This is a genomic window from Nocardiopsis sp. CA-288880 (assembly GCF_050955985.1).
GTDB lineage: Bacteria > Actinomycetota > Actinomycetes > Streptosporangiales > Streptosporangiaceae > Nocardiopsis > Nocardiopsis tropica.
The window spans coordinates 1,463,379-1,487,503 of the sequence record NZ_CP192105.1; the positions used below are offsets into that span (position 1 = coordinate 1,463,379).

Sequence of the window (24,125 nt, forward strand, 5' to 3'; positions counted from 1 at the left end):
GTCGTGGTGCCGTCGGCGTCCTGGGCAGACATTCTAGGGTATACGTGCGATGTCGCCCACACCTGGTCAAAGTCTGACCAACTACGGTGATTCGTAGTTGCTTCTCGTTACCACGCGGGTTCCACCAAATCGGTTGCTATGGGCCTCGTGCACCACGTTACCGGTGATTAACTCCGGGTGCGGTGCTGCGCTGCTGGCGTTTCGCGAAGTCCTGCGGGGTGTGTGCCGCCGTGCGGCGGCTGTGGCGGTTCAGAAGATCCACCACTGCCCCAGCAGGATCGACAGCGATACCCAGCCGACAAGCACCGGAGTCTCCCTCGCCGTCGACTGTAAGGTGCCCTGGGTGTATGGGCGAATACATTGCGTGGCAAACACATGTTTGCCTCGGTTTGGTGTCCGTTGGGGTTGCCGTTGACGCGGCTAACGTGGTCGGGTGCGATCTCTTGGACTGACGGCGGGGTTCCTGCTCGACATGGTGGTGCCCGACCCGCGGCGGGGGCATCCGGTCGCCCTGTACGGGCGGGCTGTGGGGCGGTGGGAGAGGGCGGTCTACCGGGACTCGGCCGCCTCCGGCGCGCTGTTCGCGGCCGGGGCGGTGACGCCCGTCGTGGGTGCGGGGCTCCTCCTGGAGGGAGCGCCGGCGACGGCGGCCGCGACCTGGGCCTCCCTGGGCGGGAGCATGCTGGGACGCGAGGCCGGGCGGATCGCCGACGCCCTGGAGGGCGCGGACCTGGAGCGCGCGCGTGAACTCCTCCCGAACCTGTGCGGACGGGACCCCTCGGGGCTCGACGCGGCCGGGGTCGCGCGTGCGGTCGTGGAGTCGGTCGCGGAGAACACCTCCGACGCCGTGGTGGGGCCCCTGGTGTGGGGCGCGCTGGGAGGGGTGGCCGGGGTGGCCGGCTTCCGCGCCGTGAACACGCTCGACGCCATGGTCGGCCACCGGAGCCCGCGCTACGAGCGGTTCGGCGCGGCCTCGGCCCGCCTGGACGACGTCGCCGGGTGGGGGCCCGCCAGGCTGACCGCGGTGCTGGCCGCGCTGTCGGCGCCCGTGGTCGGGGGCAGCGTGCGCGAGGCGTGGCGCGTATGGCGGCGGGACGGCGACCGGCACCCGAGTCCCAACGCGGGGCAGTGCGAGGCGGCGTTCGCCGGGGCGCTGGGGAGGACGCTGGGCGGGGCCAACGTCTACGCCGGACGCGAGGACCGGCGGCCCACGATGGGGGACGGCCCCCCTCCGGGGGTCGGGGACATCCGCAGGGCGGTCCGGCTGGCGGAGGCGGTCGGCCTGGGCGCGCTCGCCGTGGCGGCCGCGACGGCGGCCGCGACGGCGGCCGCCACGGACCGCGCCGGCCGGGGCCGCGGCGCTCAGGCGAGGTTGCGGGCGTAGTTCACCTGTTGGTGGATCTGGCCCACCACCGCCGGATGGGTCACCAGGATCGACGTCGTGTAGTGCTTGTCGTGCCCCTGGACGCTCACCTGGACGTGGCCGGTGGTCTTCTGCTCCTTGACGAGCAGGAAGAGGAGGCCCAGCAGGCAGGTCCACCAGAACACGAGGATCGCCACGACGACCGCCCAGGCGGGGGTGGTCCTCTCGGTGCGGCTCATGTCGTTCACCGTCCACACCGTCCCCCTGATGGGGAAGCGCCCGATCGGGGTGATCACGGTGTTCTGGGAGAACGCGATCTCGCCGATGGTGCCGAGCGGGACCTCGGATCCCGGCGGGGGCTGCTGCCCCATGGGCTGGTAGCCGCCGGTGGGGGCGCCGTACGGCTCGATCGCCCCGCCGTGGTGCTGTTCGGGGGGAAGGCCCCAGCCGGGTGTGTGGCCGTCGGGCTGGTGCCAGGGCTCGCCCGGGCCGGGGTCGGGGTACTGGTTCATGCCGCGATTGTGTCAAAGCCCGTGGAGGACGAGGACGGGGACGGCGGATCCGGTGCGCTTCCGTTCCCCGTCCCGCGCGCCGGAACCGGGTGGGCACGGGAACCCGCGGCGGCCGGTGGCCGGTTGTGGCCACGCCGCGGCGCCCGGTCCGCCCGTCGGGGCGGATTCCCCCAGGGGGTTTGCCCTGCGTGTGTCGCCGGTCACTCCAAACCCCGGACGTGCTCGTTCCACCGGTCGGCCCGTGCGCCAAACATGAAACTCTTTCGCGATTTCCTTACCCGTGCGTAACATTCGCTGATCCATCGCCCGCACCCCCAGGTGGTGACAGCTCTTGTTCCCCTCACTCCGCCGACGGCTACGCACCGGCGCCTCGGGCCTCGCGCTGGCGGTGACGGCCGCCACCGCGGCCGCCCTCCCCGCGTCCCCGGCCCTGGCCGAACCCGAACCCCTCGCCGACTACTGCGCTCCGCAGGGATGCCGCGACATCCTTCCCCCCGGCCAGAACGGCAGCGCCACACTGGTCGAGATCCTCGGCCACCAGGTCTTCGGGACGCGGCCCGAGCACTCCTCCAGCCAGCTGGACATGTACGACAACCTCGTCCACCACTACGACGGGCTCACGGAGGAGGGACTGGACGACTTCTTCGTCGACGCCTCCTTCGGGGTCGACCCCGGCGACGTGGACCGGCGGTACCGGCCGCGCGAGGACGTCACCATCACCCGGGACGAGAGCCACGGGATCCCCCACATCGAGGGCACCACCCGCGAGGGCACCATGTACGGCGCCGGGTACGCCGCGGCGGAGGACCGGCTCTTCCTCATGGACGTGCTGCGCAGGGTCGGCCGGGGCGAGCTGACCTCCTTCGCCGGCGGGGCGGAGGGCAACCGCGGACTCGAGCAGGACCTGTGGCGCACCGCCCCCTACACCGAGGAGGACAAGCAGGCCCAGATCGACCGGGTCGCCGCCGGGGGAGAGCGGGGAGAGCAGGCGCTCGCCGACGTCGACGCCTATCTCGAAGGGGTCAACTCCTACATCGAGGAGGCCGACAGCGGCCGCTACTTCCCCGGCGAGTACGTCCTGACCGGGCACAAGGACGCGATCACCAACCGCGGGGAGATCGAGCCCTTCACCCCCACCGACGTGGTCGGCATCGCCGCCATGGTCGGCGGGATCTTCGGCGGCGGTGGCGGCGGCGAGGTCCAGGCGGCCGTCGTCCTCGCCAACTTCCAGGACCGCTACGGGGCGGAGGAGGGCGCCGAGCTCTGGCGGGCCTGGCGGATGGAGAACGATCCCGAGGCCGTGGTCAGCGTGGAGGGGGAGTTCCCGTACACCGGCACCCCCGGGTCCCCGGTCGGCGAGGTCGCGCCGGACCCGGGCTCCGTCGAGCCCTACGACATCGTCCACGACGAGCACGGGTCGGCGGCGAGCGGTGAGACCGCGGAGGCGCCCGCGCCGCTCGCGGACGCGGTCGGGGGGCCCGAGGACGGGGCCGACGCCCCCACGGTCGAGGAGCTGCCCCGGGAACAGCGGGACGAGCTGGAGCAGATGGTCGAGGACGGAGACCTGTCGGCCGCGGAGGGCGTGTTCAACGAGGGGGTGCTCCCCGAGGGCTTCATGGACCCGCGCGGCATGTCCAACGCGCTGCTCGTCTCGGGCGAGCACACCGAGAGCGGCAACCCGGTGGCCGTGATGGGCCCCCAGACCGGCTACTTCTCACCGCAGCTGCTCATGCTCCAGGAGCTCCAGGGGCCGGGCATCAGCGCGCGCGGCGCGTCGTTCGCGGGCGTGAGCTTCTACGTCCAGATGGGCCGCGGCGTCGACTACGCCTGGAGCGCCACCTCGGCGGGCCAGGACATCACCGACACGTTCGCGGTCGAGCTCTGCGAGACGGACGGCTCCGCCCCGAGCACCGCCTCGCGCGCCTACGTGGACACCTCGGGGGACTGCACCGCCTTCGAGGAGCTGAGCGTCACCAACGAGTGGTCGCCCACCGTCGCCGACGGCACCCCGGCGGGCGGGTACACGATGACGTCGCTGCGCTCCGAGTACGGGCTCGTGCAGTCGTTCGCCACCGTGGACGGAGCCCCGGTGGCGTTCACGTCCCTGCGCTCCACGTACATGCGCGAGGTCGACTCCATCATCGGGTTCCAGCGGTTCAACGACCCGGGCGAGGTCACCTCGGCCGAGACCTTCACGGAGGCCGCGGGCGACATCGGCTACGCCTTCAACTGGCACTACGTCGACGACGAGGACATCGCGTTCGTCAACTCGGGCGCGAACCCGGTGCGCGTCGAGGGCACCAACCCCAACCTGCCCATCGACGCCTACTCGGCCGCGGGCTGGTCGGGCTGGGACCCGGCCACGAACAGCGCCGACTACCACCCCCAGGAGGACCACCCGCAGGCCGTCGACCCGGACTACATCGTCAACTGGAACAACAAGCCCGCGCGGGGCTACACCTCCGGCTGGTCGACCGGATCGGTCCACCGCGGCGACCTGCTCGACAGCCGGGTGGCGGCGCTGGTCGGCAGCGGGCACGAGTTCACCACCGCCTCCCTCACCGGCGTCATGATGGAGGCCGGGGTGGCCGACCTGCGCGCGCAGGAGGTCCTCCCGCTGATGCTGGAGGTCATCGACTCGGCCCCGGTGGAGGACCCGGAGCTGGCCGCCGCCGTGGAGGAGCTGCGGCTGTGGAACGAGGCGGGATCGCTGCGCCGCGAGCCCCACCGCGACGCGGGGTACTACTCGTACGCCGACTCCATCCGCACGCTCGACGCGTGGTGGCCCCTGTTGGTCCGGGCGCAGTTCGAGCCGGAGCTGGGCGAGGACCTGTACACGGAGCTGACCAGGGCCGCCCAGACCGACGAGTCCCCCTCGGGCGCCACCGGCGGAGGGACCCCGGGAAGCGTCAACCAGGGGCAGCCGCACAAGGGCTCCTCGTTCCAGTACGGCTGGTGGTCGTACGTCGACAAGGACCTGCGGTCCGTCCTCGGACAGGAGGTCGAGGGGCCGCTGGGCGGCGCCTACTGCGGCGGCGGCGACCTGGACGCCTGCCGGACGGTCCTGCTGGACACCCTCGCCGAGGCGGCGGCCACCCCGGCTGGAGAGGTCTACCCGGGCGACGACCACTGCCCGGCGGGCGACCAGCTCTGCGCCGACACGGTGATCCACCAGGCGGTGGGCGGTATCGGCATGTGGCCGGTCGCCTGGCAGAACCGGCCGACGTACCAGCTCGTCTACCAGTTCTCCGGCGGACGGTAGGACGGGCGGGGCGGACGCGGTCCGCGGTGACCCTGAGCGGGTGTCACCGGGGGCCGCGTTCGCGTGTCCGTGACGGGACCGCTGCCACGGATACCGGGCTGGATCGCGTGCTTCGCCGGGCTTGTATGGGTAGCGTAAGGAATACCCGGAACGAAGGGGGAGGGTCTCAGGAATGGATGCCTGGTTGATCTGGCTCGTCCTCGCCGTCGGCCTGGGAATCGTCGAGATCCTCACACTGACCTTCGTCCTGGGGCTCCTGGCGGTCGCGGCACTGGTCGCGGCCCTGCTCGGCGCCATCGGACTCCCGGTGGCCGCGCAGATCATCGGGTTCACCGCGACCGCGGCGGCGGGCATCTACCTCGTGCGCCCGCTCATGCGGCGCCAGCTGAACAGGGGGCCCGACGCCCGGTCGGGCGCGGAGGCCCTCGTCGGGCGCTCCGCCGTCGTCCTCCAGGAGGTCGACGGCGACAGCGGCAGGATCAAGCTCTCCGGAGAGGAGTGGTCGGCACGGTGTATCGACGAGGACCTGGTGATCCCGGTCGGCGCACGCGTCGACGTCGTGGAGATCGACGGAGCCACAGCCGTGGTCTACCCGCGCGAGGCCCTGCCAGGGGGCGCACCCGAGCACACGTCCTGAACCGCAGCCACGACCCCGAGGTCAGGTGCTGACATGATCGATCCGGCCATCCCCCTCATCATTCTCGCGGTCCTGTTCGTCGCGATCGCCCTGACCGCGATCCGCATCGTCCCTCAGGCGAGGGCGTACAACATCGAACGCTTCGGCCGCTACATCCGCACCCTCGGCCCCGGCCTGAACTTCATCATCCCGGGCGTCGACCGCGTCAACTCCAAGTTCGACCTGCGCGAGCACGTGTTCAGCTCGCGACCCCAACCGGTGATCACGCAGGACAACCTGGTGGTCAACATCGACACCGTCCTCTACTACCAGATCACCGCGCCCAAGGCGGCGGCGTACGAGGTCGCCAACTACATCCAGGCCATCGACCAGCTCACGGTCACCACCCTGCGCAACGTCATCGGCTCCATGGACCTCGAGCAGACGCTCACCTCCCGCGAGGAGATCAACACCCGCCTGCGCGGGGTCCTGGACGACACCACCGGAAAGTGGGGCATCCGCGTCAACAGGGTCGAGATCAAGGCGATCGACCCGCCTCCCACCATCAAGGAGGCGATGGAGAAGCAGATGCGCGCCGACCGCGACAAGCGGGCGGCCATCCTGCACGCCGAGGGCGAGAGGCAGTCCCGCATCCTCAAGGCGGAGGGGGCGCGGCAGCAGGCCATCCTGGAGGCGCAGGGGGAACAGCAGGCCGCCATACTGCGGGCCGACGGCGAGGCCAAGGCGATCGAGCGCGTGTTCCAGGCGGTGCACGCCAACGACGCCGACGCCAAGCTGCTCGCCTACAAGTACCTGGAGACCCTGCCGAGCCTGGCGCAGGGCGAGGGGAACACGTTCTGGGTCATCCCCGGTGAGTTCACCGAGGCGGTCAAGAACGTCAGCCACGCCTTCGCCGGCGACGCGGCGGACCGCAAGCCGTCCACGGAGAAGGGCCACGGCGGCGAGGAGGGCGGGCCCGCCCGCATCGGGGCTCCCGACCCGGCCCGATCCTCGTCCGCCCAGGCCGCCATGGACGCGGCGGAGGCCGCCGAACGGGCCGTGGCGGACGCCCGCGACGACGTGCGCCGGGCCGGCGCCGGACTCGCGGGGGCGCCGCCGGAGCCGCGCGGGGAGGACTGACCCCGGGTCCCGGCCCGGGCCCCGTAGCGGGGGCGCGCCGCCCGGCGGCGCGCCCCCGCACCGCGGTTCACACCAGCAGGAGCTTGCCCGTGGTCCTGCGGGAGGCCAGGTCGGCCTGCGCGCGTCCCGCGTCCGCCAGCGGGTACCGGCCGCCGATCCGCACGTCCAGGCGCCCCGCTCCCACCAGGTCGAACAGGTCGCGGGCCCTGCCCAGCAGCTCCTCGCGGTCCGCCACGAAGTAGGCCAGCGAAGGCCGTGTCAGGTACACCGACCCCGCCGCGTTGAGGCGCTGCGGGTCCACCGGGGCGACCGCGCCGGAGGACTGCCCGAACAGCGCCAGTACGCCGCGCGGGCGCAGCGAGTCCAGGCTGGCGTCGAAGGTGTCCCGGCCCACGCCGTCGTAGACCGCCGCGACGCCCGCGCCGCCGGTGAGGCCGCGCACCGCCTCGGCCACCGGGGTCCCGGTGTAGCGGATGACCTCGTCCGCGCCGGCCTCCCTGGCGACGCGCTCCTTCTCCTCGGTGGACACGGTGCCGATGACGCGGGCGCCGCGCTCCTTGGCCAGCTGGGTGACGAGCAGCCCGGTGCCGCCGGCCGCCGCGTGGACGAGCACGGTGTCGCCCTCGGCGACCGGGTACACGGAGTGCGTCAGGTAGTGGGCCGTCATCCCCTGGAGGAGCAGGGCGGCCGCCTGCTCGGAGGACACCGCGTCGGGCACGGGCACGACCAGCGAGGCCTTCACCGCGGCCCGGTCGGCGTACGCCCCCGGCGCCATCGCCCAGCCCACCCGCCGGCCGACGGAGAGGTCGCGGACGCCCTCTCCGAGCGCGACGACGACGCCGGCGGCCTCCATGCCCGGGACGAAGGGGAGGGGGACGTCGTACAGGCCGCTGCGCTGGTAGACGTCGATGAAGTTGACCCCGCGGGCCTCCACGTCGATCAGCACCTCCCCGGGGCCGGGCACGGGGTCGGCGGTCTCGCCCAGCCGCAGGACCTCGGGTCCGCCGTTCTCCTCGATCACGATGGCGCGCATGGGTCCACTGCTCCTTCTGGGATCGGTTCCGGGCATCATGCCAGTCCCGAGGACGGGCGCGTCACCCCGGTGCGGGGTCCGCGTCCCGCTCCACCCCTACCCCTCCCCGGTGACCTCGCCGAGGTAGAAGTCGGTGAAGAGCACGCCGAGGGGCTCGTTGCCGGGCCCGGGGCGGGTGACGACGCCGACCCGGCGGCGGTCCTCCACCTCCTCCGCGTCGTCGGGCAGCGGGGTGTCGTCGACGGTGGTCAGCACGTGTTCGTCGTTGACCCACATCGACAGCTCCATGCGCTCCCCCTCCCCGTCCTCCGCGTCCTCGCCGTAGTACTGGCAGGAGAGCGTCACGGTGTTGGCCGGCGCCGTGTCGGCCTCGAAGGCGTAGGGCCGGTCCGGGTCGTAGCCACCGTCCCGTACCTCCTCGTCGAAGAGGGGGTAGGGCTCGAACCCGGCGACCTCGGTGCTCTCGGCGAGGGTGCGGTCGCCGTCCTCCTCGTTCATGCGGCGGATCTCCGCGCGCATGCCGTCGTAGCGCAGCAGCGCCTCGTAGTGGGTGCGGTGGTCCTCGCCCTCGTTGTCCCAGCACCGCACCCCGAACACGGCCTGCTCGGGTCCCTCGACGACGTAGGCGGTGGAGCTGACCACGACCCTGTCGGGAAGCACGCTCTCGGTGGCGAGCGCCGCCGGCGTGCCACGGCTGACGTAGGTGCTGGTCCCGGGGTCGTGCTGGAGGAGGTATCCGCGCTTCTCCTGCCAGTAGCCGTCCTCCGTGCCCGGGTCGTAGACCGAGCCCCAGTCCGGGTCGGTGGTGAAGTCGACCTCGTAGAGGGAGACGGTGGGCGGCACCTCTTCGGAGCCGCTCAGCAGTACCGCCCCGCCGACGGCGGCGACGAGGACGACCGCGGCCGCGGCGGCGCCGATCGCGACCGTCCTCCGGCGCCTGCCCGGGTTCGGGCGGGCACCGGCCGCGACCGGGTCCACGGGGCCTCCCGGGCCGCCGGAGTTCGCGTGCTGCGTGCCGGGGCGCCGGTCGTGCGGCGGGAAGGACGGGCCCTCCGGGCCCGGCGGCGGGTAGTGGCCGAGGGGTCGGCCGCCGCCCGGGGGCCGGTTCGGGTACCCGGCCTCGTGTCCCGGGCCCGGCCGGGGGCCGGACGGCGGGTACCCGCGGCCGTCGGGCATCTGCCGGGTCGGCGGGGTCCGGTCCGGGGGAACCTGCTGGGCGGGCGGTACCGGCCACCCCGGCGCCTGCTGCTCGGGAGGGACCCGGGAGGGGTGGGCGCCGGCGGTCCCGGGCTGCTGCGGCGGCAGGGGGTCCCGGGCCTCGGCGGGCTGTCCGCCGGGGGGTGTGGCGGGGCCCCGGGCGGCGGTCCCGCCTCCGGACGGCCCGTCGTGCGCGAGCCCGGCGCCGGTCTCCTGCGGCGGCGCTCCGACCACGGGCACACCGCTGGGCGGGGCCCAGGAGTCCGTGATGGTGCGGCGGACCTCCGCCTCCTCCGGTTCCGCCTGACCGGTCAGGCGCGCCAGGATCTGCTGGGAGGACGGCCGGTTGGCGGGGTCCTTCTCCAGGGTGGCCCGGACCAGGTCCAGCAGGGCCGGGTCGAGGCCGTCGAGGCGGGGCGGCGCGTAGGAGATGTTGTGGAGGACGGCGGGCACGGTGGCCGCGTCGAAGGGGGCCCTGCCCGTGCCGGAGAAGGCGACGAGGCAGCCCCAGGCGAAGATGTCGGCGGCAGCGGTGGCCTGCTCCCCCAGGAGGAGTTCGGGGGCCATGTAGGACGGGGTGCCCATGAGCTGGCTGGAGCGGGTGACCCCGCCGCCCGCCTCGTCCAGGGCGCGGGCGATGCCGAAGTCGATGACCTTGGGGCCCACGGGGGAGAGCAGGACGTTGGCGGGTTTGAGGTCGCGGTGGACCACCCCCGACCCGTGGACGGCGGTGAGGGCGGCGGCCACGCCCAGGGCGAGCCCCTCGAGGGTGCCGCCGCTCATGGGCCCGCCCGAGCGGATCGCCTCGTCCAGGTTCGGCCCCGGCACGTACTCGGTGACGATGTAGAGGGGGTCGCCCTCCAGCCGGGCGTCGAGGACCCCGGCGGTGGAGAAGCGGGCGACGCGGCGGGCGGACTCGACCTCGCGTGCGAAGCGGAGGCGGAAGGACTCGTCGTCGGCCAGGTCGGGATGGATGAGCTTGACGGCCACGGACCGGCCGGAGGGGTCCTCGGCGAGGTACACGGTTCCCATGCCGCCGCGCCCCAGCCGGCTCACGATGCGGTGGCCGTCCAGTTCGCGCGGGTCCCCCGCGCGCAGGGGTTTGCCGCTCTCGTGTCCGTTCGACGTCACAGTAGGGGGTCCCTCGTAGTGGCTCGTGTGTTGCGCGCCTGACAGCGTACCGATGCCGACACGCCGACGCGTTCTGAACTGGTTCGGCGCTCGGCCGGTCCGGGGCGGGGCCGGACGCCGGACGCGGTGGCGGGGAGGGCCGGGGACGACCCGTGCGGGTGGCGGCCCTCGAACAGTGCGCCGACGGCCCGGTGCTCGCGCCGGGGTTCCGCGCGGGGCCGGACCGGTCGTCACATGGGGGGATGCGGAACTTCCCGAAACAGTTCCACGGGGCCGCTGATTTCGCTAGGATTAGAACACATGTTCGACACTCGTCCGCGACTTCCCCACGGGTGGGTGTCCCGGCGGCATGCGTTGGGGCTCAGGAGGCGGATGATGCTGAGGGGAAGTGTCGTGGGACGGTACTACGGGGCGGAGGTCACCGTCGTCGAGGATGACGGGCGCCCGGCCCGGTTCACGTGGAACGGCAGGGTGTACGGCGTGCGCAGGATCCTCGACCACTGGGTCACGCTGCGTATGGACTGGACGCCGGTGAGCGGGTCCCAGGTGCCCGAGCGCAGGCACTGGAGGGTGGAGGCGGGAACGTCGCAGTCCCAGGGCGTGTACGAACTGCGCCACGACACGGCCAGCGGGACCTGGCTGCTCTCCCGCGTGTGGGGTTAGAGCCTCTCGCGCGGACGCTCCCGTCCGGCCCGGCGCCCGCGCCGATCCGGACGGGGACGACGGCCCCCGCGGCGCGGGGCGGTCCGGCGCCCGCGTGCCCGGGGCTACAGGCCGCCGGCGCGGACCAGGTCGGAGGGCAGGAGGCTGTACACGGCCAGATCCGTCCGGCCCTCGTGCAGCGGCATCGCGCTCCGCTCCACGCCCTCGAACGTGAAACCGGCCTCCTCCGCGACCCGGCGGGAGCCGGTGTTCCCGGTGCCCGCCTTGATCTCCACGCGGAGGAAGCCCTGGTCGACCGCCCAGCGGGAGACGGCCACGGCCGCCTCGGTCGCGTACCCCCGGCCGCGGCCCCAGGGGGACACCCAGTATCCGACCTCGGTGTTCATGGCGGGCCACAGGGTGCGGACCAGGCCGATGGCGCCCACCAGGCGGCCCGACGCCTTCTCCACGACGGCCCATTGCTGGCCCTCGCCGCCGGTGCGCATCCCCGGGGCGACCTCGCGGCACCACCGCTCGGCGTCCTCGCGGGTGTAGGGCCGCCCGGGGCCGGGGATCGGGATCCACCGCTGGAGCTCGGGGTCGGTGCAGCTCGTGTGCACGTCGTCGATGTCGGCCTCGACGAACGCGCGCAGGCGCAGGCGTTCGGTCTCCAGGATCACGGACGGCAGGATCGGGCTCTGCTGGACGGTGGACATGCCGCTGTTCCCCCTCGACATCGGTGCGGAGTGCGCTCACGATACGCGCCCGGGAGGATCACCCGGGACCGGCGCGTGCCGGCCCCGCCCGCGGGCCGGGCGCGGGCTCTCCCGCCCGGGCCGTTGGCGTACAGAACAGCCCCCGGCCCCGCCCGCCCGGGCGGGGCGCCCCTCACGAAAGGCGTTTCCGCATGACCGCGACAGACCCCTGCCCCGAGCTCCTGCGCTACCTCCGGGGAGCCCGGGAAGCCGTCCTGTGGAAGCTGGACGGACTCTCGGAGTACGACGTCCGACGACCGGTGACACCGACCGGGACCAACCTGTTGGGCCTGGTCAAGCATCTGGTCGCCGTCGAGTCGGACTACCTGGGGACGGTGTTCGGCCGCCCCTTCGGGGAGCCGGTGCCCTGGGCCGACCCCGACGCGGAGCCCAACACGGACATGTGGGCCACCCCCGACGAGTCGCGCGAGTACATCGTGGGCCTGTACAGGCGGGTGTGGGCCCATGGGGACGCCACGGTCGCCGAGCTGGGGGCGGACGCGGTCGGCCGCGTGCCCTGGTGGCCGCAGGACCGGGCCGAGGTGACGGTGCGGCTGGTCCTGGTGCACCTGATCGCGGAGACCGACCGGCACGCGGGGCACGCCGACATCCTCCGGGAGCTCATCGACGGCGCCGCCGGGCTGGCGGCCGGAGGGGACAACCTGCCCGCCGTGGACCGCGCCTGGTGGGAGGGGTACCGGGACCGCCTGGAACGCGCGGCGCGCGAGGCGGGCGGCGCGGACGGCCCGCCCCTGCGGTGAGGCGGGCGGCGCGGTCCGCCGGAGCCGCACCGCCCGGCTCGCATTCCCCCGCCGCCGCGGACCCGCCCCGGGCCCCGGCTAGGAGGGGCCGCCGACGACGCGGTCGCGGATCGCGGTGTCGAAGACCTCGGCGAACGCGTTGCCCGGGCACTCGGTGTCCAGCCAGTCCCGGTGCCGCGAGACCGCGTCGCCCGGCGTGACGGCGCCCGTGACGGGGTTCACGTACCCGATCCTCTCCGACGGGTCGACGCCGGTCACGGCGCACAGCAGGCGCAGCACGGCGACGAGGGAGTCCTGCGCCGCGTCCGTGGGCAGCTCCTCGGTGAAGTCGCCGAGCAGGCACACCCCCACGTTGCCGTGGTTGAAGCCGAACGCGTGCCCGGCGGTCACCGCGCGCGCCCGGCCCGGGGACGGGACCCCGGAGAAGACGGGCACGCCGTCCCCGCCCGAGTGGCGTCCCTCGTAGACCGTCCCCTCCGGGTCGATGAGCACGTGGTAGCCGATGTCGCCCCACGCCTGCTCGACCGCGTGCAGGTAGTGGACCGCCCGCACGTCCGCCGCGGGGTCGTCGCCCGTGGGCATGGCGGTGTGGTGCACGGTCAGCGCCTGCACGGGGTGGAACTCGGGGGCCCACAGGTCCTCGCCCTCCTCGTCGAAGCGCCACGACTCGTCGGCGCCCCAGCCGGCCCGGGTGCGGAAGGGGACACCGGAGCGGGCGGCGGATGACCCCGGGGACGCGGAGGACCCCGGGGACGCGGAGGACCCCGGGGACAGCGTCACCCGCCCGGGCCCGCCGAGGCGCAGCTCCTCGCCGTCGGTGAGGTTCACGGCGGCGGTGCGCGCGCGGGGCCCGGCCTCGTAGCCGGTGGCGCCCTCCGGCGCGCGCACCAGCGCGGCGGCGGACGGCTCGCGGTCGTCACGCCCCCCGGTGTGCAGGTGGACGGGGCGCCACGGCCCGAGGCCGTCGGCGGTCTCGAAGCGGATCGCCGTGTCCGTGCCGCCGGGACCGCCGGTGACCGCCACCATGTCGAAGCGCCTCTCCGGCCTGACCGGCCCCGCGGCGGAGAAGCGCTCGGCCAGGACCCGCGGGGCCGTGCCGCCGGACCCGGACCCGGTCCCGGCGAGGGCGGGGCGGGGCGAGGGCGGAGCGGTTCCCAGCGCGGCCAGGCCCGCAGCGGCGGTGGCCCCGGTGAGGAAGGTGCGCCTGTGCATCGTGTGTCCATTCCGTTCGGATCGGTCGGTTCCGGATCGCGCCCGCCGGAGGCAGGGGGAGTGCGCACACCCTGGCACAGAAGGCTTCCCGCGGCACGCGTGACAGGACGGAGGGCGAGGCCGACGGACGTCTTCGACGGGCAGGACGTCCGACATGTCGACATGTGCGCGGTTCCGGGACGCGGCGGAACGCGGCGGCCGTGAAGAGGGCGGGCGGCCCCGGGGAGCCGCCGGACCACCGGCGGCGCCCCGCCCCGCGCGGATCTGCGCCACCGACGGTGACGCCGGGGTCGGCGGCTGGCTCCCCGGCTTCGCCGTGAACGCCCGCGGCGGCGCTCCACCGGACCGGCCCGGGCGCACACGCCCCGGCCGGTCCGGAGGGGAGAGGGACTCCGGTACCCCCCGCGTGCCCGCGCGGTCTCTGGCACAGTTGGTGGTGACTTGGGGACCCCGGCGACGGAGCCGGGGCCGGCCGTCCGGGTCCGGGGAACCCGTTCGCGGGGGACGAACACCGCGGACTACGCTTACCGGTCTGCGCCGGAGCAAGCGGAACGGGCAGTCGACACACCTCTCTCGGGGAGCGATCATGACCAACGATGACCGCGGGGACGCCCGGAGCGGCGGGGACGGCGAACACGAGCCGCCCCGCTGGAGGAGCGGAAAACCCGCTCCAGGGCCCGGTTCCCGCATCGGCGGCCTGCTGGACGGGCTCCCGGAGAGCGGACGCGGCACCCAGGCGCGTGCGCCGCACGCGGCGGGAGGGCCGGCCAACCCGTTCCGGCTCCGGGAGCCCGCACCCCCGCAGCCCCCGCCGCGACCGGAGGCGGTGGAGCCGGCGCCGCAGGACCCGCCCCCGGAGGAGCCCGGGGGCGGGGACCCGGCGGAGCGGCAGCCGGGAGCCCCGGCCGAGGACGCAGCGGACCGGCACACCACCGCGCCCCGGGAGGCTCCCGCCGCGAGCGAGCCCTCCCCGGACATGCCCCCGCCCTCGGGACCCCCGCTCCGGCCCAACGTGATCCCCCTCCGGGGCGAGCGGGCCGCGGAGCCGGCCGCCGCCGGGCCGCACGACCCCGCCGGGCCGACCACGAACCACGGACACGCGGACCAGCACCCCGCGACCACCGAGCCGGAACAGGGCATGTACGCACACGAAGCAGCCGCGCCCCCTCCCGGGCCGCAGCACACCGGGCCGTCACGGCCCGCCTCCGACCAGGTCCGGGCCCGATCGGCCCCCGCACCGGCGTCCGCCGGGACCGGGGAGCCCCGGGCCCCGCAGGCGCACCCGGAACCCGAGGGGGCGGGGGCCGACCCCCGGCCGACCCCCGGCTTCGACGACGCCGAGCGCGCCGCGGTCTACCGCGCCATCCGCGGGCGGCACGACGCCCGGACGCGCTTCCGCCCCGACCCCGTCCCCGACGGCGTGCTCGCCCGGGTCCTCGAAGCGGCCCACCGGGCGCCGAGTGTGGGCCACTCGCAGCCCTGGGACTTCGTCGTCGTCCAGGACCCCGCCCTGCGCTCACGCGTGCGCGACCTCGCCCTCGCCGGGCGCGAGGCCCTCGCGGACGCCCCGCACGGAGCCCGCGCCCTCGACGGGGCCGAGGTCGAGGCCGTCCTCGACGCGCCGGTCAACATCGCCGTCACCGTCGACCCCGCCCGCGGCCGCCACGCCGGGCCCGGGAGCGCGTCCCACGCCGCGGCGCTCGCGGTGGAGAACCTGCGGATCGCCGCCCGGGCGGAGGGCCTCGGCGTCGCCTGGGTGGGCCACGTCGACGCACCCGACATCGCCCGCGCCCTCGAACTCCCCTCGTACCTCGGCGTGGTCGCCTACCTCTGCGTCGGGCACGTCGAGGAGCCCCCCGCCGACCCCGAGCCCGCCCCCGCCGGCTGGGCGGACGAACGCCCCCTCTCCTGGGCGGTGCACCACGACCGCTACGGCCGCCGAGGTCTGCCCGGCCAGGAGCCGACGAGCCTGCTGGAGGAGACCATCACCGCCATCGGAGCGCTGGACACCCGGGTGCTGGAGGAGGCCCGGGACCGGCAGGACCGGATGACCAAGCCGCCGGGCTCCCTCGGGGTCCTGGAGGACGTCTCGGTGCAGCTCGCCGGGCTGGCCGGGGAGTGCCCCCCGCCGATCCCCGAGCCCGCCGCGGTCGCCGTCTTCGCGGGCGACCACGGGGTGCACGCCCAGGGGGTGACCCCCTGGCCCCAGGAGGTCACCGCCCAGATGGTGCACAACTTCCTGGAGGGGGGAGCGGTCGTCAACGCCCTCGCCAGGCAGATGGGGGCCGGGGTCACGGTGGTGGACGTCGGCGTCGTCGGCGACCTGCCCGGAGCCGCCGGGCTGCTGCCCCGCAAGGTCGCGCGCGGCACCGCGGACTTCACCCGGGGGCCCGCGATGACGCGCGAGCAGGCCCTCCAGGCCCTGGAGGGCGGCATCGAGGTCGCCCGCGACCTGGTGTCGGCAGGCAACAGGTGCCTCGTCACCGGGGACATGGGGATCGCCAACACGACCCCGGCGGCGGCCCTGGTCTGCGCCTTCACGGGGGCCGACCCGGCGCGGGCCACCGGCCGGGGCACCGGCGTGGACGACGCCACGTTCGAGCACAAGGTCGACGTGGTGCGCCGGGCCCTGGCCGCCAACCCGGTCGACCCCGCCGACCCCATCGGCACCCTCGCCGCGCTGGGCGGTCTGGAGCACGCGGCCCTGGCCGGGTTCGTGCTGGGCGGCGCCGCGCTGCGCGTCCCGGTCCTGTTGGACGGGGTCATCGCCGGGTCGGCCGCCCTCGCCGCCGCGGCCATCTCGCCCGAGGCCCTCGGCGCGTGCTTCGCCGGACACCGCTCGAGCGAGCCCGGCCACTCGCTGGCCCTGGACCACCTGGGGCTGCGCCCCCTGGTCGACCTGGAGCTGCGCCTGGGCGAGGGCTCCGGCGCACTGCTGGCGCTCCCCCTGCTCCAGGGCGCCGCGCGGGTCCTGCGCGACGTCGCCACCTTCGACGACGCGGGCGTCTCCACCGCCCACGCCTAGGGCGCCGAGGGGTCGGCCCTCCGAGGGGCCGGCCCTCCGGCGGGCGGCCGCTGCTCCGCGACGCCCGGCGGCCCCTCCCGGGGGCCGGAGCGGCCCGGAGGAGTCCCAGGCGGCGTGCGGCTTCAAAGTCTCCGCGGATTTCTTGTGCCGGTCCACAGGCGACGCGGGGCCCCGCCGCCGATACGTTTCCACTGGCAGCGAGTACATCCAGCCAGGGAGACGTCGTGAACTTGCTCATCACCGGAATCACCACCCAGTCCTCCATCGCGTACGCGATCACGGAGGAGGCCATGCGCCAGGGGCACTCGGTGATCCTCACCAACCCGCCGGGACGGCCCCTGTCGATCCTGGAACGGGTCGCCAAGCGGCTGCCGGCCGAGCCCGTCGACATCCTTCCCATGGACGTCACCGACCCCGAGCAGATCAGCGCCACCGCGAAGGCCGTGGCCGAGCACTGGGACCACGTGGACGGCGTCCTGCACGCCATCGCCTACGCCCCCGAGTCCGCGCTGGGCGGCAACTTCCTCAACACCGCCTGGGAGGACGTCGCCACCGCGGTCCACGTCTCCGGGTTCTCGCTCAAGGCCCTCGCCGTCGGGTTCCGCGAGCTGATGGCGGCCGCCCCCGACGGCTCCGGTGTGGTCTCCCTGACCTTCGACGCGAGCGTCGCCTGGCCCGTCTACGACTGGATGGGCTCCGCCAAGGCCGTCCTGGAGAACAGCACGAAGTACCTGGCCCGCGACCTCGGCGGCGACGGCATCCGGGTCAACGCCATCTCGGCGGGTCCGATCAAGTCCCTGGCCGGGGGCTCCATCCCCGGGTTCTCCCAGATCGCCGACTCCTGGGGCGACAACGCCCCGCTGGGCTGGGACACCAAGGACGCCTCCGTGGTCGCCGGTCCCGCCCTGTTCCTCATGTCCCCGGCCGCGCGGGCCATCACGGGGACGGTCATGCACGTCGACGGCGGTTACCACGCCATGGGCGCGCCCCTCGCCTGAGCACCGGACGGAGCGGGGCGCACCGCGCGGTGCGTGGCGGCTCACACCCCCGGAGCGCGAGGGTTTACCAATGCGTAATACCGCTTTGACAAGGTGAGCCGGAGCAATCGCCGCACATCGCCGGCGGCTGGCGCAGCTTCCCGCCAGCACCCCGCCGTCGTCGCCGGGGGCCGGTACGGACGACCGAAGGGGCGCGATCCGTGACCTATCTCCTTGGTTTGCGCATACGAGGCCGTGACGTGCTCGTCGTCGGCGGCGGCAGGGTCGCCCAGCGCCGGATCCCGGTGCTGCTCGAGGCGGGCGCCCGGGTGACCATGGTGGCGCCCGAGGTGTCCGCGGCGCTGGAGGACCTGGCCGCCGCCGGGCGCCTCACCTGGCTCCGCAGGGCCTACGCCCCGGGCGACGTCGCCGGCCCGGAGGCGACCCCGTACTGGCTCGTCCACGCCGCCACGGACGACCCGGCGGTCAACGCCGCCGTCGCGGAGGAGGCGGAGGGCGCCCGGGTGTGGTGCGTGCGCGCCGACGACCGCCACGAGTCCTCGGCCTGGACCCCCGCCAGCGGCACGGTGAACGGCATCACCGTCGGCGTCGTCGCCTCGGGGGACCCCCGCAGGTCGGCCGGGCTGCGCGACGCGATCACGGAGGGCCTCGCCGACGGCACCCTCGACGCCCGGCGCGGACGCGAGCCCCTGCGCGGCGTCGCGCTGGTCGGAGGGGGCCCCGGCGACCCCGGCCTGATCACGGTCCGGGGCCGTCAGCTGCTCTCCCAGGCCGACGTCGTGGTCGTCGACCGGCTCGCCCCGACCTCCCTCCTGGACCGGCTGCCGGCCGACGTGGAGATCGTCGACGCCGCCAAGATCCCCTACGGCCGGTCCATGACCCAGGAGGACATCAACGAGGTCCTGGTCACCCGTGCCGCGCAGGGGAAGTTCGTGGTCCGGCTCAAGGGCGGCGACTCCTTCCTGTTCGGGCGGGGAGGCGAGGAGGCCGCCGCCTGCGCGGCGGCCGGGATCCCCGTCATCGCCGTCCCCGGGGTCACCAGCGCCCTGGCCGCCCCCGCGAGCGCCGGGATCCCCGCCACCCACCGCGGCGTCGCGCAGGACGTGCACATCGTCTCCGCGCACGTCGCCCCGGGCGACAGCCGGTCGACGGTCGACTGGAAGGGCCTGGCCGCGGCGGGCGGCACCGTCATCGTCCTCATGGGGGTCGAGCGCATCCGGGCGATCGCCGAGGCCCTCGTCGCCCACGGCCGCCCCGCCGACACGCCCGTCGCCGTCGTACAGGAGGCCACGCTGCCGGGGCAGCGAACGGTGACGGGTACGCTGGCCACCATCGCCGCCGCGGTCCGTTCGGCCGAAGTGCGGCCGCCCGCGGTGGTGATCATCGGAGAAGTGGTCAAAACAGCGCGGGATCTTGACATACTGCACACGGGAACCCAGCTCGAGTCCCATCGGCTGGCGACCGGGCGCGATCCCCAGTGAGGCCCTCGCCGACGGCGTTCGTCGCCCGCCCGGTGGGGGACCGCCACTACCGATGAGGAGGGCATACCGATCATGACCCGGCCGTCGGCCGCACCGGACACCACGGGTGACGGTGCCTCGGACCGGTTCGGAACCGGACCGGCCGCCACCTCAGACCAGACCGCCGAGGGTTCCGCGGCCGTGCCCGGGGCAGACCCCCAGGGCATCGCCGAGGCACGCAGAGGCCCCACGGTCCCCGTTTCCGCGGGCCCGGCCAAGCACCGGGCCCCCGCACCCGACGACAACCGTTTCGACCAGGTCCTGGAAGAGCTGCGCAAGCAGATCCGCGACCTGGAGTTCGCCGAGGGGCTGCCCAACGCCGAGGAGGGCCGCACCCTCCAGGCCGACGTCCTCGCCCAGCTGTCCGACTACGTCCTGCCCCGGGTCCGCCGCCCCGACATCCCCCTGCTGATCGCGGTCGCGGGGTCCACCGGTGCGGGCAAGTCGACCCTGGTCAACAGCCTCGTCGGCGAACAGGTCACCACCACCGGCGTGCGCCGCCCGACCACCAACAGCCCGGTCCTGGCCTGCAACCCCGCCGACGTCGACTGGTTCAGCGAGGCCTCGTTCATCCCGTCCCTGCCGCGTGTGCGCCAGCAGGGCCTGGCGATGCCGGGCAAGGACGGCATGCTGGTGCTCGCCGCCACCGAGGCCATGCCCCCGGGCGTGGCCCTGCTGGACACCCCCGACGTCGACTCCGCCGTCGCCGCCCACCACGAGTTCGCCGCCAAGTTCCTGGACGCCGCGGACCTGTGGGTGTTCGTCACCACGAGCACCCGCTACGCGGACGCCCGTGTGTGGGAGTTCCTCCAGGTGGCGCGCGACCGCGACACCTCGCTGGCCGTCGTGCTCTCCCGGGTGCCGCGCCGCGGCCGCCGCCGGCTCCTGGACCACTTCGGGGCGATGCTGGAGGCCAACGGGCTGGGCAACGCCGCCAGGTTCGCGATCCCCGAGACCGACCAGGTGAAGGGGGAGCGCTTCACCGCCAACGTCGCCGACCACATCCGCGACTACCTCGCGGAGGTGGCGGGGGAGGCCGAGCAGCGGGACCGGGTCTCCCGGCGCACGTTCATCGGCGTCATCGACAGCTTCCGCACGCGCGTGCCCGAACTCGCGCGCCAGGTGGAGGCCCAGATCGAGACCGGGCGCACGCTCTCCACGGTGGTGGACGACGCCTACGCGGGCGCCCACCGCCGTGTGGACACGAGCCTGGTCGACGGCTCCCTCCTGCGCGGGTCGCTGCTCGCCCGCTGGCAGGAGGTCGCCGCGAGCGGCGAGCTGGCCAAGAGCCTGCGCATGCGCGGCAGGCGCACCCGCCGGAGCGGCCGCGCCGAGCAGGCCGAGCGCGGCCAGCGGGTGAGCGCCCTGGAGCGCGCGCTCCGCGACGCGCTGGAGGCCATGGTGGTCTCCGCCTGCGGGCACGCCTCCGACGAGATCGAACAGAAGTGGCGCGAGGTGCCCGGCGGCGGGGACCTCGCGGGCAAGGCCCTGGACCGGCCCGGCACCGGCCTGCTGTCACAGCAGATCCGCCAGGAGATCGCCGAGTGGCAGGACGACGTGGCCGAGATGACCACGGTCAGCGGGGCCACCAAGCGCTCCGTGGCCCGGTTCGTCACCTTCGACCGCGACATCGTCGCCCTGGTCCTGATCATCGACCTGCTCGGCTACGAGCGGTCCCGATCCGGAGGCGGCGCACACGCGGCCGACACCTCCGGCCCCTCTCCGCAGCGCCTGCTCAAGGGGCTGTTCGGCGCCCAGTCACTGCGAAGCATTGGCGAAACCGCACGGGACAACCTGCGCAGGCGCGTCCTCGGGCTGCTCGATCGCGAGCGAGTGCCCTTCGACAGCGCGCTCGCGTCGGCCGGGATCCCGTCCGAGGACAGCGCCGTCCAGCTCTATCAGGCCACGTACAACCTTGAGATAGCACGATGACGACTCAGTGGAACCCCGCGCAGGCGCAAGGGGACTACGGCGCGGCCGACGGCCGCGCCGAGGCCGAGGACCGCGAGAGCGGGCACCCCGGCCCCGGCGCCCGCGGGCACGCCCCGCAGGACGAACCGGTGCGGTCCGGAGGCGGGCCGTGGCGCGGGTACACCATGCCCGTTCCCGAGCACCCCGAGCACGCCGACCCCTCGGAGGACGGCACCGAGGAACCCTCCTACGACGGCATCACCGGCTACCCGGACCCGTCCGGCGCCGCCGCGCCGAGGGAGGCCCCCGAGCGCGCCGGGAGCGCGCCGGACGAGGGAGGCGGGGCCCAGGCCGGGCCCGGCCCCCAGGAGGCGCCTCCGCGGCGCTCGGGGCGGCACGCCAGGCACTCCGCCGCGCCCGGGGGGGACGGCCCCCCCCGGTCCGACAGGAGCGCCCGGCCGGCGGGGGAGGTCCCCGCCGCCGACCCGGACGACATCACCCCGGAGGACCCCGACGGGCTCGCCGGGTGGGTGGGGAGCCTCGCGGAGGCCGCCGACGACACCCGTATCGCCGGGCGCACCACCGGGGCCTTCCCGATCGTGGGACAGCGCGCGGGCTCCGGCGGCGGGACCGGCGAACCCGCCCGCGCCCGCCGCGGCGCGGAGCCGCAGGAGCCCCCCGGCGCCGGGACGCCCGCCGACCGGGAGGACGACACCGCGGAGGACGGCGGCCCGCCCTCCGCGGACGTGTCCGGCGCACCTGGGCCGGAGGAGCCCGAACCGCTGCCCCGCCGCGTCCCCGGGCCCTCGGCGGTCTCCGGCGCCTTCCGCGCGATCGGCCCCGACACCGTGTCCGGGCCGACGGACGGCGGCGCCGTGGAGGAGGACGAGGAGGAGTACCGCCCCACCACCCACGACGAGTGGGAGACCACCCCGTCCACGAGCAGGGCCGAGCTCATCGAGCGCCTGGACGCTCTGTCCACGCTGACCGATCTGGGCCAGGGCGACCTGCCCCAGGAGATCACCGCCCGGGCCGCCCAGCTGCTCGACCACGCCGGGGCCCGGCTGAGGCTGTCCGCCGAGCACACCGTCGTCGCGCTCGCCGGCGGCACCGGCAGCGGCAAGTCCTCCCTGTTCAACGCCCTGTGCGGACTCGAACTCTCACAGACCGGGGTCACCCGGCCCACCACCTCCAAGGCGCACGCCTGCGTGTGGGGGCACGAGGGGGCCGACGCCCTCCTGAGCTGGCTGGGCGTCCCCAACCGCTACCGGCACTCGCGCTCCAGCGTCCTGGACGCCGGCAACTCCGAGCTGACCGGACTGGTCCTGCTCGACCTGCCCGACCACGACTCCGTGCGCAGCATGCACACCGCCGAGGCCGACCGGCTGATCGGCTCGGTCGACCTGCTGGTGTGGGTCCTGGACCCGCAGAAGTACGCCGACGCCGCCGTCCACCACCGCTACCTGGCCAGGATGGCCGGCCACGGGGCGGTCACCGTCGCCGTCCTCAACCAGGTGGACAAGGTGGAGCCCGACGAGCTGGAGGAGCTGCTCACCGACCTGCGCCGCCTGCTGGAGTCGGAGTCCGGCGTGCACCCGCGCGTCATCACCACGTCCACGCTCACCGGCCAGGGCATCCGCGACGTGCGCGAGTTCCTCGCGGAGACGGTGCGCGAGCGCCGCGCGCTGGTGGACCGCCTGGTCGCCGACCTCGACCAGGTCGTCGAGCCCTTCGCCGAATTCCACGGCGAGGGGGACGTCCCCGAGACGGTCCCCGCCGACGTGCGGACCCGGATCCAGGAGGGGCTGGCCGGCGCCGCGGGGGTGACCGCCGTCGCCGACGTCACCGAGACCAACGACGTCAGGCGCGGCAAGCGCAAGGTCGGTTGGCCCGTGGCACGCCGCGCGGCCAGGCTCCGCAAGGACCCCCTGGCCGCCGTGCAGCTCGACTTTCTGCGCCGCGACAGCGAGAACGGCGTCCGGGGCCCCGTCGACGCGCACGTGGCCGAGCTGGAGACCGTCCTCGGGGAGGCGGCCGACACCGTCTCCGAGGGCATGCCCGCGCCCTGGCGGCGCCGGATGCGCACCGCCGCGCGCAGTGCGGTGCCCGAACTCCCGGCCGAGCTGGGGGAGGCCGTCTCGGCGGCCGTCGGCGACCCGGAGCTGAGCCCCGGGTGGTGGAAGCTCGCCCGCACCGCGCAGTTCGCCCTGCTCACGGCGGTCGGCATCGGTCTGGCCTGGACGGTCGTCTCCGTGCTCAGCCGGCTCGGCGGCGGCATCACCGGCCTGGCGATGTTCGACGACCCGGTCTTCGCCGCCTACTCGGGCGCGCTGGTGGTCGCGGCGCTGCTGGTCGGCTGGCTGACCGGGGTGGGCTGCGGCAACCTCGTCGAGGTGGCGGCGGTGCAGCGCCGCGAGGACGTGGAGCGCAAGGCCCTGGGCCGGGTCCGGGAGATCACCGCGCTGCGGGTGGTGGAGCCGATGGAGGCCGAGCTGGCGAGGTACAGGGCGTTCCGCTCCGCCTACGAGGTGGCCGTGGCGGCGGCCGGGACCTGAGCGGAAGGCCGGCGACGGCGCGGTCGGCGCGCGACCGCGTCCGTCCGCCGGACCACGGGCCCGGGGGCGGGCGGCATCATGCCGCCCGCCCCCGGGTGTGTTGCGTAGGCGTGGGTATCAGACCCAGCTCGCGCCGTCGATCGCCATGGTGAGTGCTCCTTCGTGTCGAGTGCTGCCGAGGCGGAATCGGCCGGGCCCCCGGGAGGTCGGCGGTCCGTGCCGGAGCGGCTGACGCCGCGCCCCACAGAAGAATGCCCCAGAACCGGTGCACGACCAACCCCCCTGGGTCTCCGCACACCCCGGAACGGGGGGTCTCGCGACTCTCGATACAATAAGCGATTAAGTTATTACCCAAAGTGATGTAAAGTGTTGGGGTGTCGAGTGGGCCCGTCCGGCGAGCGGACTTCGGGCGTTCGGCTACCCGGCCGTCGTCACCGAGTGGCATGGTAGGGGAACGCGGGGCGAATCCATCCCGTCGAACGGAGAACCGCA

At 74.6% G+C, this 24,125-nt stretch carries 16 protein-coding genes; 11 read left to right on the plus strand and 5 right to left on the minus strand.

Annotated elements, in window-relative coordinates; genetic code table 11:
- Nucleotides 1-472 precede the first annotated feature (472 nt).
- Nucleotides 473-1,384 carry a cobalamin biosynthesis protein gene (locus tag ACQPYD_RS06460; protein ID WP_433701973.1) on the plus strand — a complete coding sequence of 304 codons (912 nt, stop codon included), beginning with the start codon at nucleotides 473-475 and terminating at the stop codon, nucleotides 1,382-1,384.
- Here the strand turns inward: ACQPYD_RS06460 and ACQPYD_RS06465 are convergent.
- Nucleotides 1,363-1,875: a hypothetical protein gene (locus ACQPYD_RS06465; RefSeq protein WP_433700198.1), complete on the minus strand. Its 513-nt coding sequence runs from the start codon at nucleotides 1,873-1,875 to the stop codon at nucleotides 1,363-1,365. The genes ACQPYD_RS06460 and ACQPYD_RS06465 overlap by 22 nt on opposite strands.
- Nucleotides 1,876-2,206: 331 nt before the next feature.
- On the opposite strand from ACQPYD_RS06465, the gene ACQPYD_RS06470 reads away from it, so the two are divergent.
- The 3 genes from ACQPYD_RS06470 (at nucleotide 2,207) to ACQPYD_RS06480 (ending at nucleotide 6,893) form a co-directional block, all read left to right on the plus strand.
- Entirely contained in the window at nucleotides 2,207-5,137 is a 2,931-nt protein-coding gene (locus ACQPYD_RS06470; RefSeq protein ID WP_433700199.1) for a penicillin acylase family protein, read from the plus strand.
- Nucleotides 5,138-5,309: 172 nt separating this feature from the next.
- Nucleotides 5,310-5,774: an NfeD family protein gene (locus ACQPYD_RS06475; RefSeq protein ID WP_267948553.1), complete on the plus strand. Its 465-nt coding sequence runs from the start codon at nucleotides 5,310-5,312 to the stop codon at nucleotides 5,772-5,774.
- Between the two features lie 36 nt (nucleotides 5,775-5,810).
- Nucleotides 5,811-6,893, plus strand: a complete 1,083-nt coding sequence (locus ACQPYD_RS06480) for an SPFH domain-containing protein (protein ID WP_433701974.1) — start codon at nucleotides 5,811-5,813, stop codon at nucleotides 6,891-6,893.
- A gap of 67 nt (nucleotides 6,894-6,960) precedes the next feature.
- Here ACQPYD_RS06480 and ACQPYD_RS06485 read toward each other — a convergent pair whose 3' ends face one another.
- Nucleotides 6,961-7,926, minus strand: a complete 966-nt coding sequence (locus ACQPYD_RS06485; protein ID WP_433700200.1) for a quinone oxidoreductase family protein — start codon at nucleotides 7,924-7,926, stop codon at nucleotides 6,961-6,963.
- A 96-nt stretch (nucleotides 7,927-8,022) separates the two neighbouring features.
- Nucleotides 8,023-10,254 (minus strand): protein kinase domain-containing protein, encoded by a 2,232-nt coding sequence (locus ACQPYD_RS06490; RefSeq protein ID WP_433700201.1) that lies wholly within the window; start codon nucleotides 10,252-10,254, stop codon nucleotides 8,023-8,025.
- Nucleotides 10,255-10,626: 372 nt separating this feature from the next.
- Here ACQPYD_RS06490 and ACQPYD_RS06495 point away from each other — a divergent pair, with 372 nt between their 5' ends.
- Entirely contained in the window at nucleotides 10,627-10,917 is a 291-nt protein-coding gene (locus ACQPYD_RS06495; protein WP_407942298.1) for a DUF6504 family protein, read from the plus strand.
- 104 nt (nucleotides 10,918-11,021) lie between these two features.
- Here the strand turns inward: ACQPYD_RS06495 and ACQPYD_RS06500 are convergent, their stop codons facing one another.
- The gene (locus tag ACQPYD_RS06500) at nucleotides 11,022-11,612 is read right to left on the minus strand and encodes a GNAT family N-acetyltransferase (protein WP_433700202.1); all 591 of its coding nucleotides are present in this window, start codon (nucleotides 11,610-11,612) and stop codon (nucleotides 11,022-11,024) included.
- A gap of 191 nt (nucleotides 11,613-11,803) precedes the next feature.
- Between ACQPYD_RS06500 and ACQPYD_RS06505 the strand changes: the two genes are divergently transcribed.
- Nucleotides 11,804-12,412, plus strand: a complete 609-nt coding sequence (locus tag ACQPYD_RS06505) for a DinB family protein (protein WP_433700203.1) — start codon at nucleotides 11,804-11,806, stop codon at nucleotides 12,410-12,412.
- A gap of 78 nt (nucleotides 12,413-12,490) precedes the next feature.
- On the opposite strand, the gene ACQPYD_RS06510 is transcribed toward ACQPYD_RS06505, so the two are convergent.
- Nucleotides 12,491-13,624: a peptidoglycan recognition protein family protein gene (locus ACQPYD_RS06510; RefSeq protein ID WP_433700204.1), complete on the minus strand. Its 1,134-nt coding sequence runs from the start codon at nucleotides 13,622-13,624 to the stop codon at nucleotides 12,491-12,493.
- A gap of 586 nt (nucleotides 13,625-14,210) precedes the next feature.
- On the opposite strand from ACQPYD_RS06510, the gene cobT reads away from it, so the two are divergent.
- The 5 genes from cobT (at nucleotide 14,211) to ACQPYD_RS06535 (ending at nucleotide 23,633) form a co-directional block, all read left to right on the plus strand.
- Nucleotides 14,211-16,649, plus strand: a complete 2,439-nt coding sequence (gene cobT, locus ACQPYD_RS06515) for a nicotinate-nucleotide--dimethylbenzimidazole phosphoribosyltransferase (protein ID WP_433700205.1) — start codon at nucleotides 14,211-14,213, stop codon at nucleotides 16,647-16,649.
- A 224-nt stretch (nucleotides 16,650-16,873) separates the two neighbouring features.
- Nucleotides 16,874-17,647: an enoyl-ACP reductase FabI gene (gene fabI / locus ACQPYD_RS06520; protein WP_267948560.1), complete on the plus strand. Its 774-nt coding sequence runs from the start codon at nucleotides 16,874-16,876 to the stop codon at nucleotides 17,645-17,647.
- Between the two features lie 200 nt (nucleotides 17,648-17,847).
- Nucleotides 17,848-19,128, plus strand: coding sequence for a uroporphyrinogen-III C-methyltransferase (cobA, locus tag ACQPYD_RS06525; protein WP_433700206.1), 1,281 nt, complete (start codon nucleotides 17,848-17,850; stop codon nucleotides 19,126-19,128).
- 72 nt (nucleotides 19,129-19,200) lie between these two features.
- Nucleotides 19,201-21,099 (plus strand): dynamin family protein, encoded by a 1,899-nt coding sequence (locus tag ACQPYD_RS06530; RefSeq protein ID WP_433700207.1) that lies wholly within the window; start codon nucleotides 19,201-19,203, stop codon nucleotides 21,097-21,099.
- Nucleotides 21,096-23,633 carry a GTPase gene (locus ACQPYD_RS06535; RefSeq protein ID WP_433700208.1) on the plus strand — a complete coding sequence of 846 codons (2,538 nt, stop codon included), beginning with the start codon at nucleotides 21,096-21,098 and terminating at the stop codon, nucleotides 23,631-23,633. Before ACQPYD_RS06530 ends, ACQPYD_RS06535 begins: the two co-directional genes overlap by 4 nt.
- The last annotated feature ends 492 nt before the right edge of the window (nucleotides 23,634-24,125 follow it).

Coding starts and splice junctions, on each gene's coding strand:
- ACQPYD_RS06460 (WP_433701973.1), top strand. CDS start 473: ATGGTGGTGCCCGACCCGCGGCGGGGGCATCCGGTCGCCCTGTACGGG.
- ACQPYD_RS06465 (WP_433700198.1), bottom strand. CDS start 1,875: ATGAACCAGTACCCCGACCCCGGCCCGGGCGAGCCCTGGCACCAGCCC.
- ACQPYD_RS06475 (WP_267948553.1), top strand. CDS start 5,310: ATGGATGCCTGGTTGATCTGGCTCGTCCTCGCCGTCGGCCTGGGAATC.
- ACQPYD_RS06485 (WP_433700200.1), bottom strand. CDS start 7,926: ATGCGCGCCATCGTGATCGAGGAGAACGGCGGACCCGAGGTCCTGCGG.
- ACQPYD_RS06495 (WP_407942298.1), top strand. CDS start 10,627: ATGATGCTGAGGGGAAGTGTCGTGGGACGGTACTACGGGGCGGAGGTC.
- ACQPYD_RS06500 (WP_433700202.1), bottom strand. CDS start 11,612: ATGTCCACCGTCCAGCAGAGCCCGATCCTGCCGTCCGTGATCCTGGAG.
- ACQPYD_RS06505 (WP_433700203.1), top strand. CDS start 11,804: ATGACCGCGACAGACCCCTGCCCCGAGCTCCTGCGCTACCTCCGGGGA.
- ACQPYD_RS06510 (WP_433700204.1), bottom strand. CDS start 13,624: ATGCACAGGCGCACCTTCCTCACCGGGGCCACCGCCGCTGCGGGCCTG.
- cobT (WP_433700205.1), top strand. CDS start 14,211: ATGACCAACGATGACCGCGGGGACGCCCGGAGCGGCGGGGACGGCGAA.
- ACQPYD_RS06530 (WP_433700207.1), top strand. CDS start 19,201: ATGACCCGGCCGTCGGCCGCACCGGACACCACGGGTGACGGTGCCTCG.
- ACQPYD_RS06535 (WP_433700208.1), top strand. CDS start 21,096: ATGACGACTCAGTGGAACCCCGCGCAGGCGCAAGGGGACTACGGCGCG.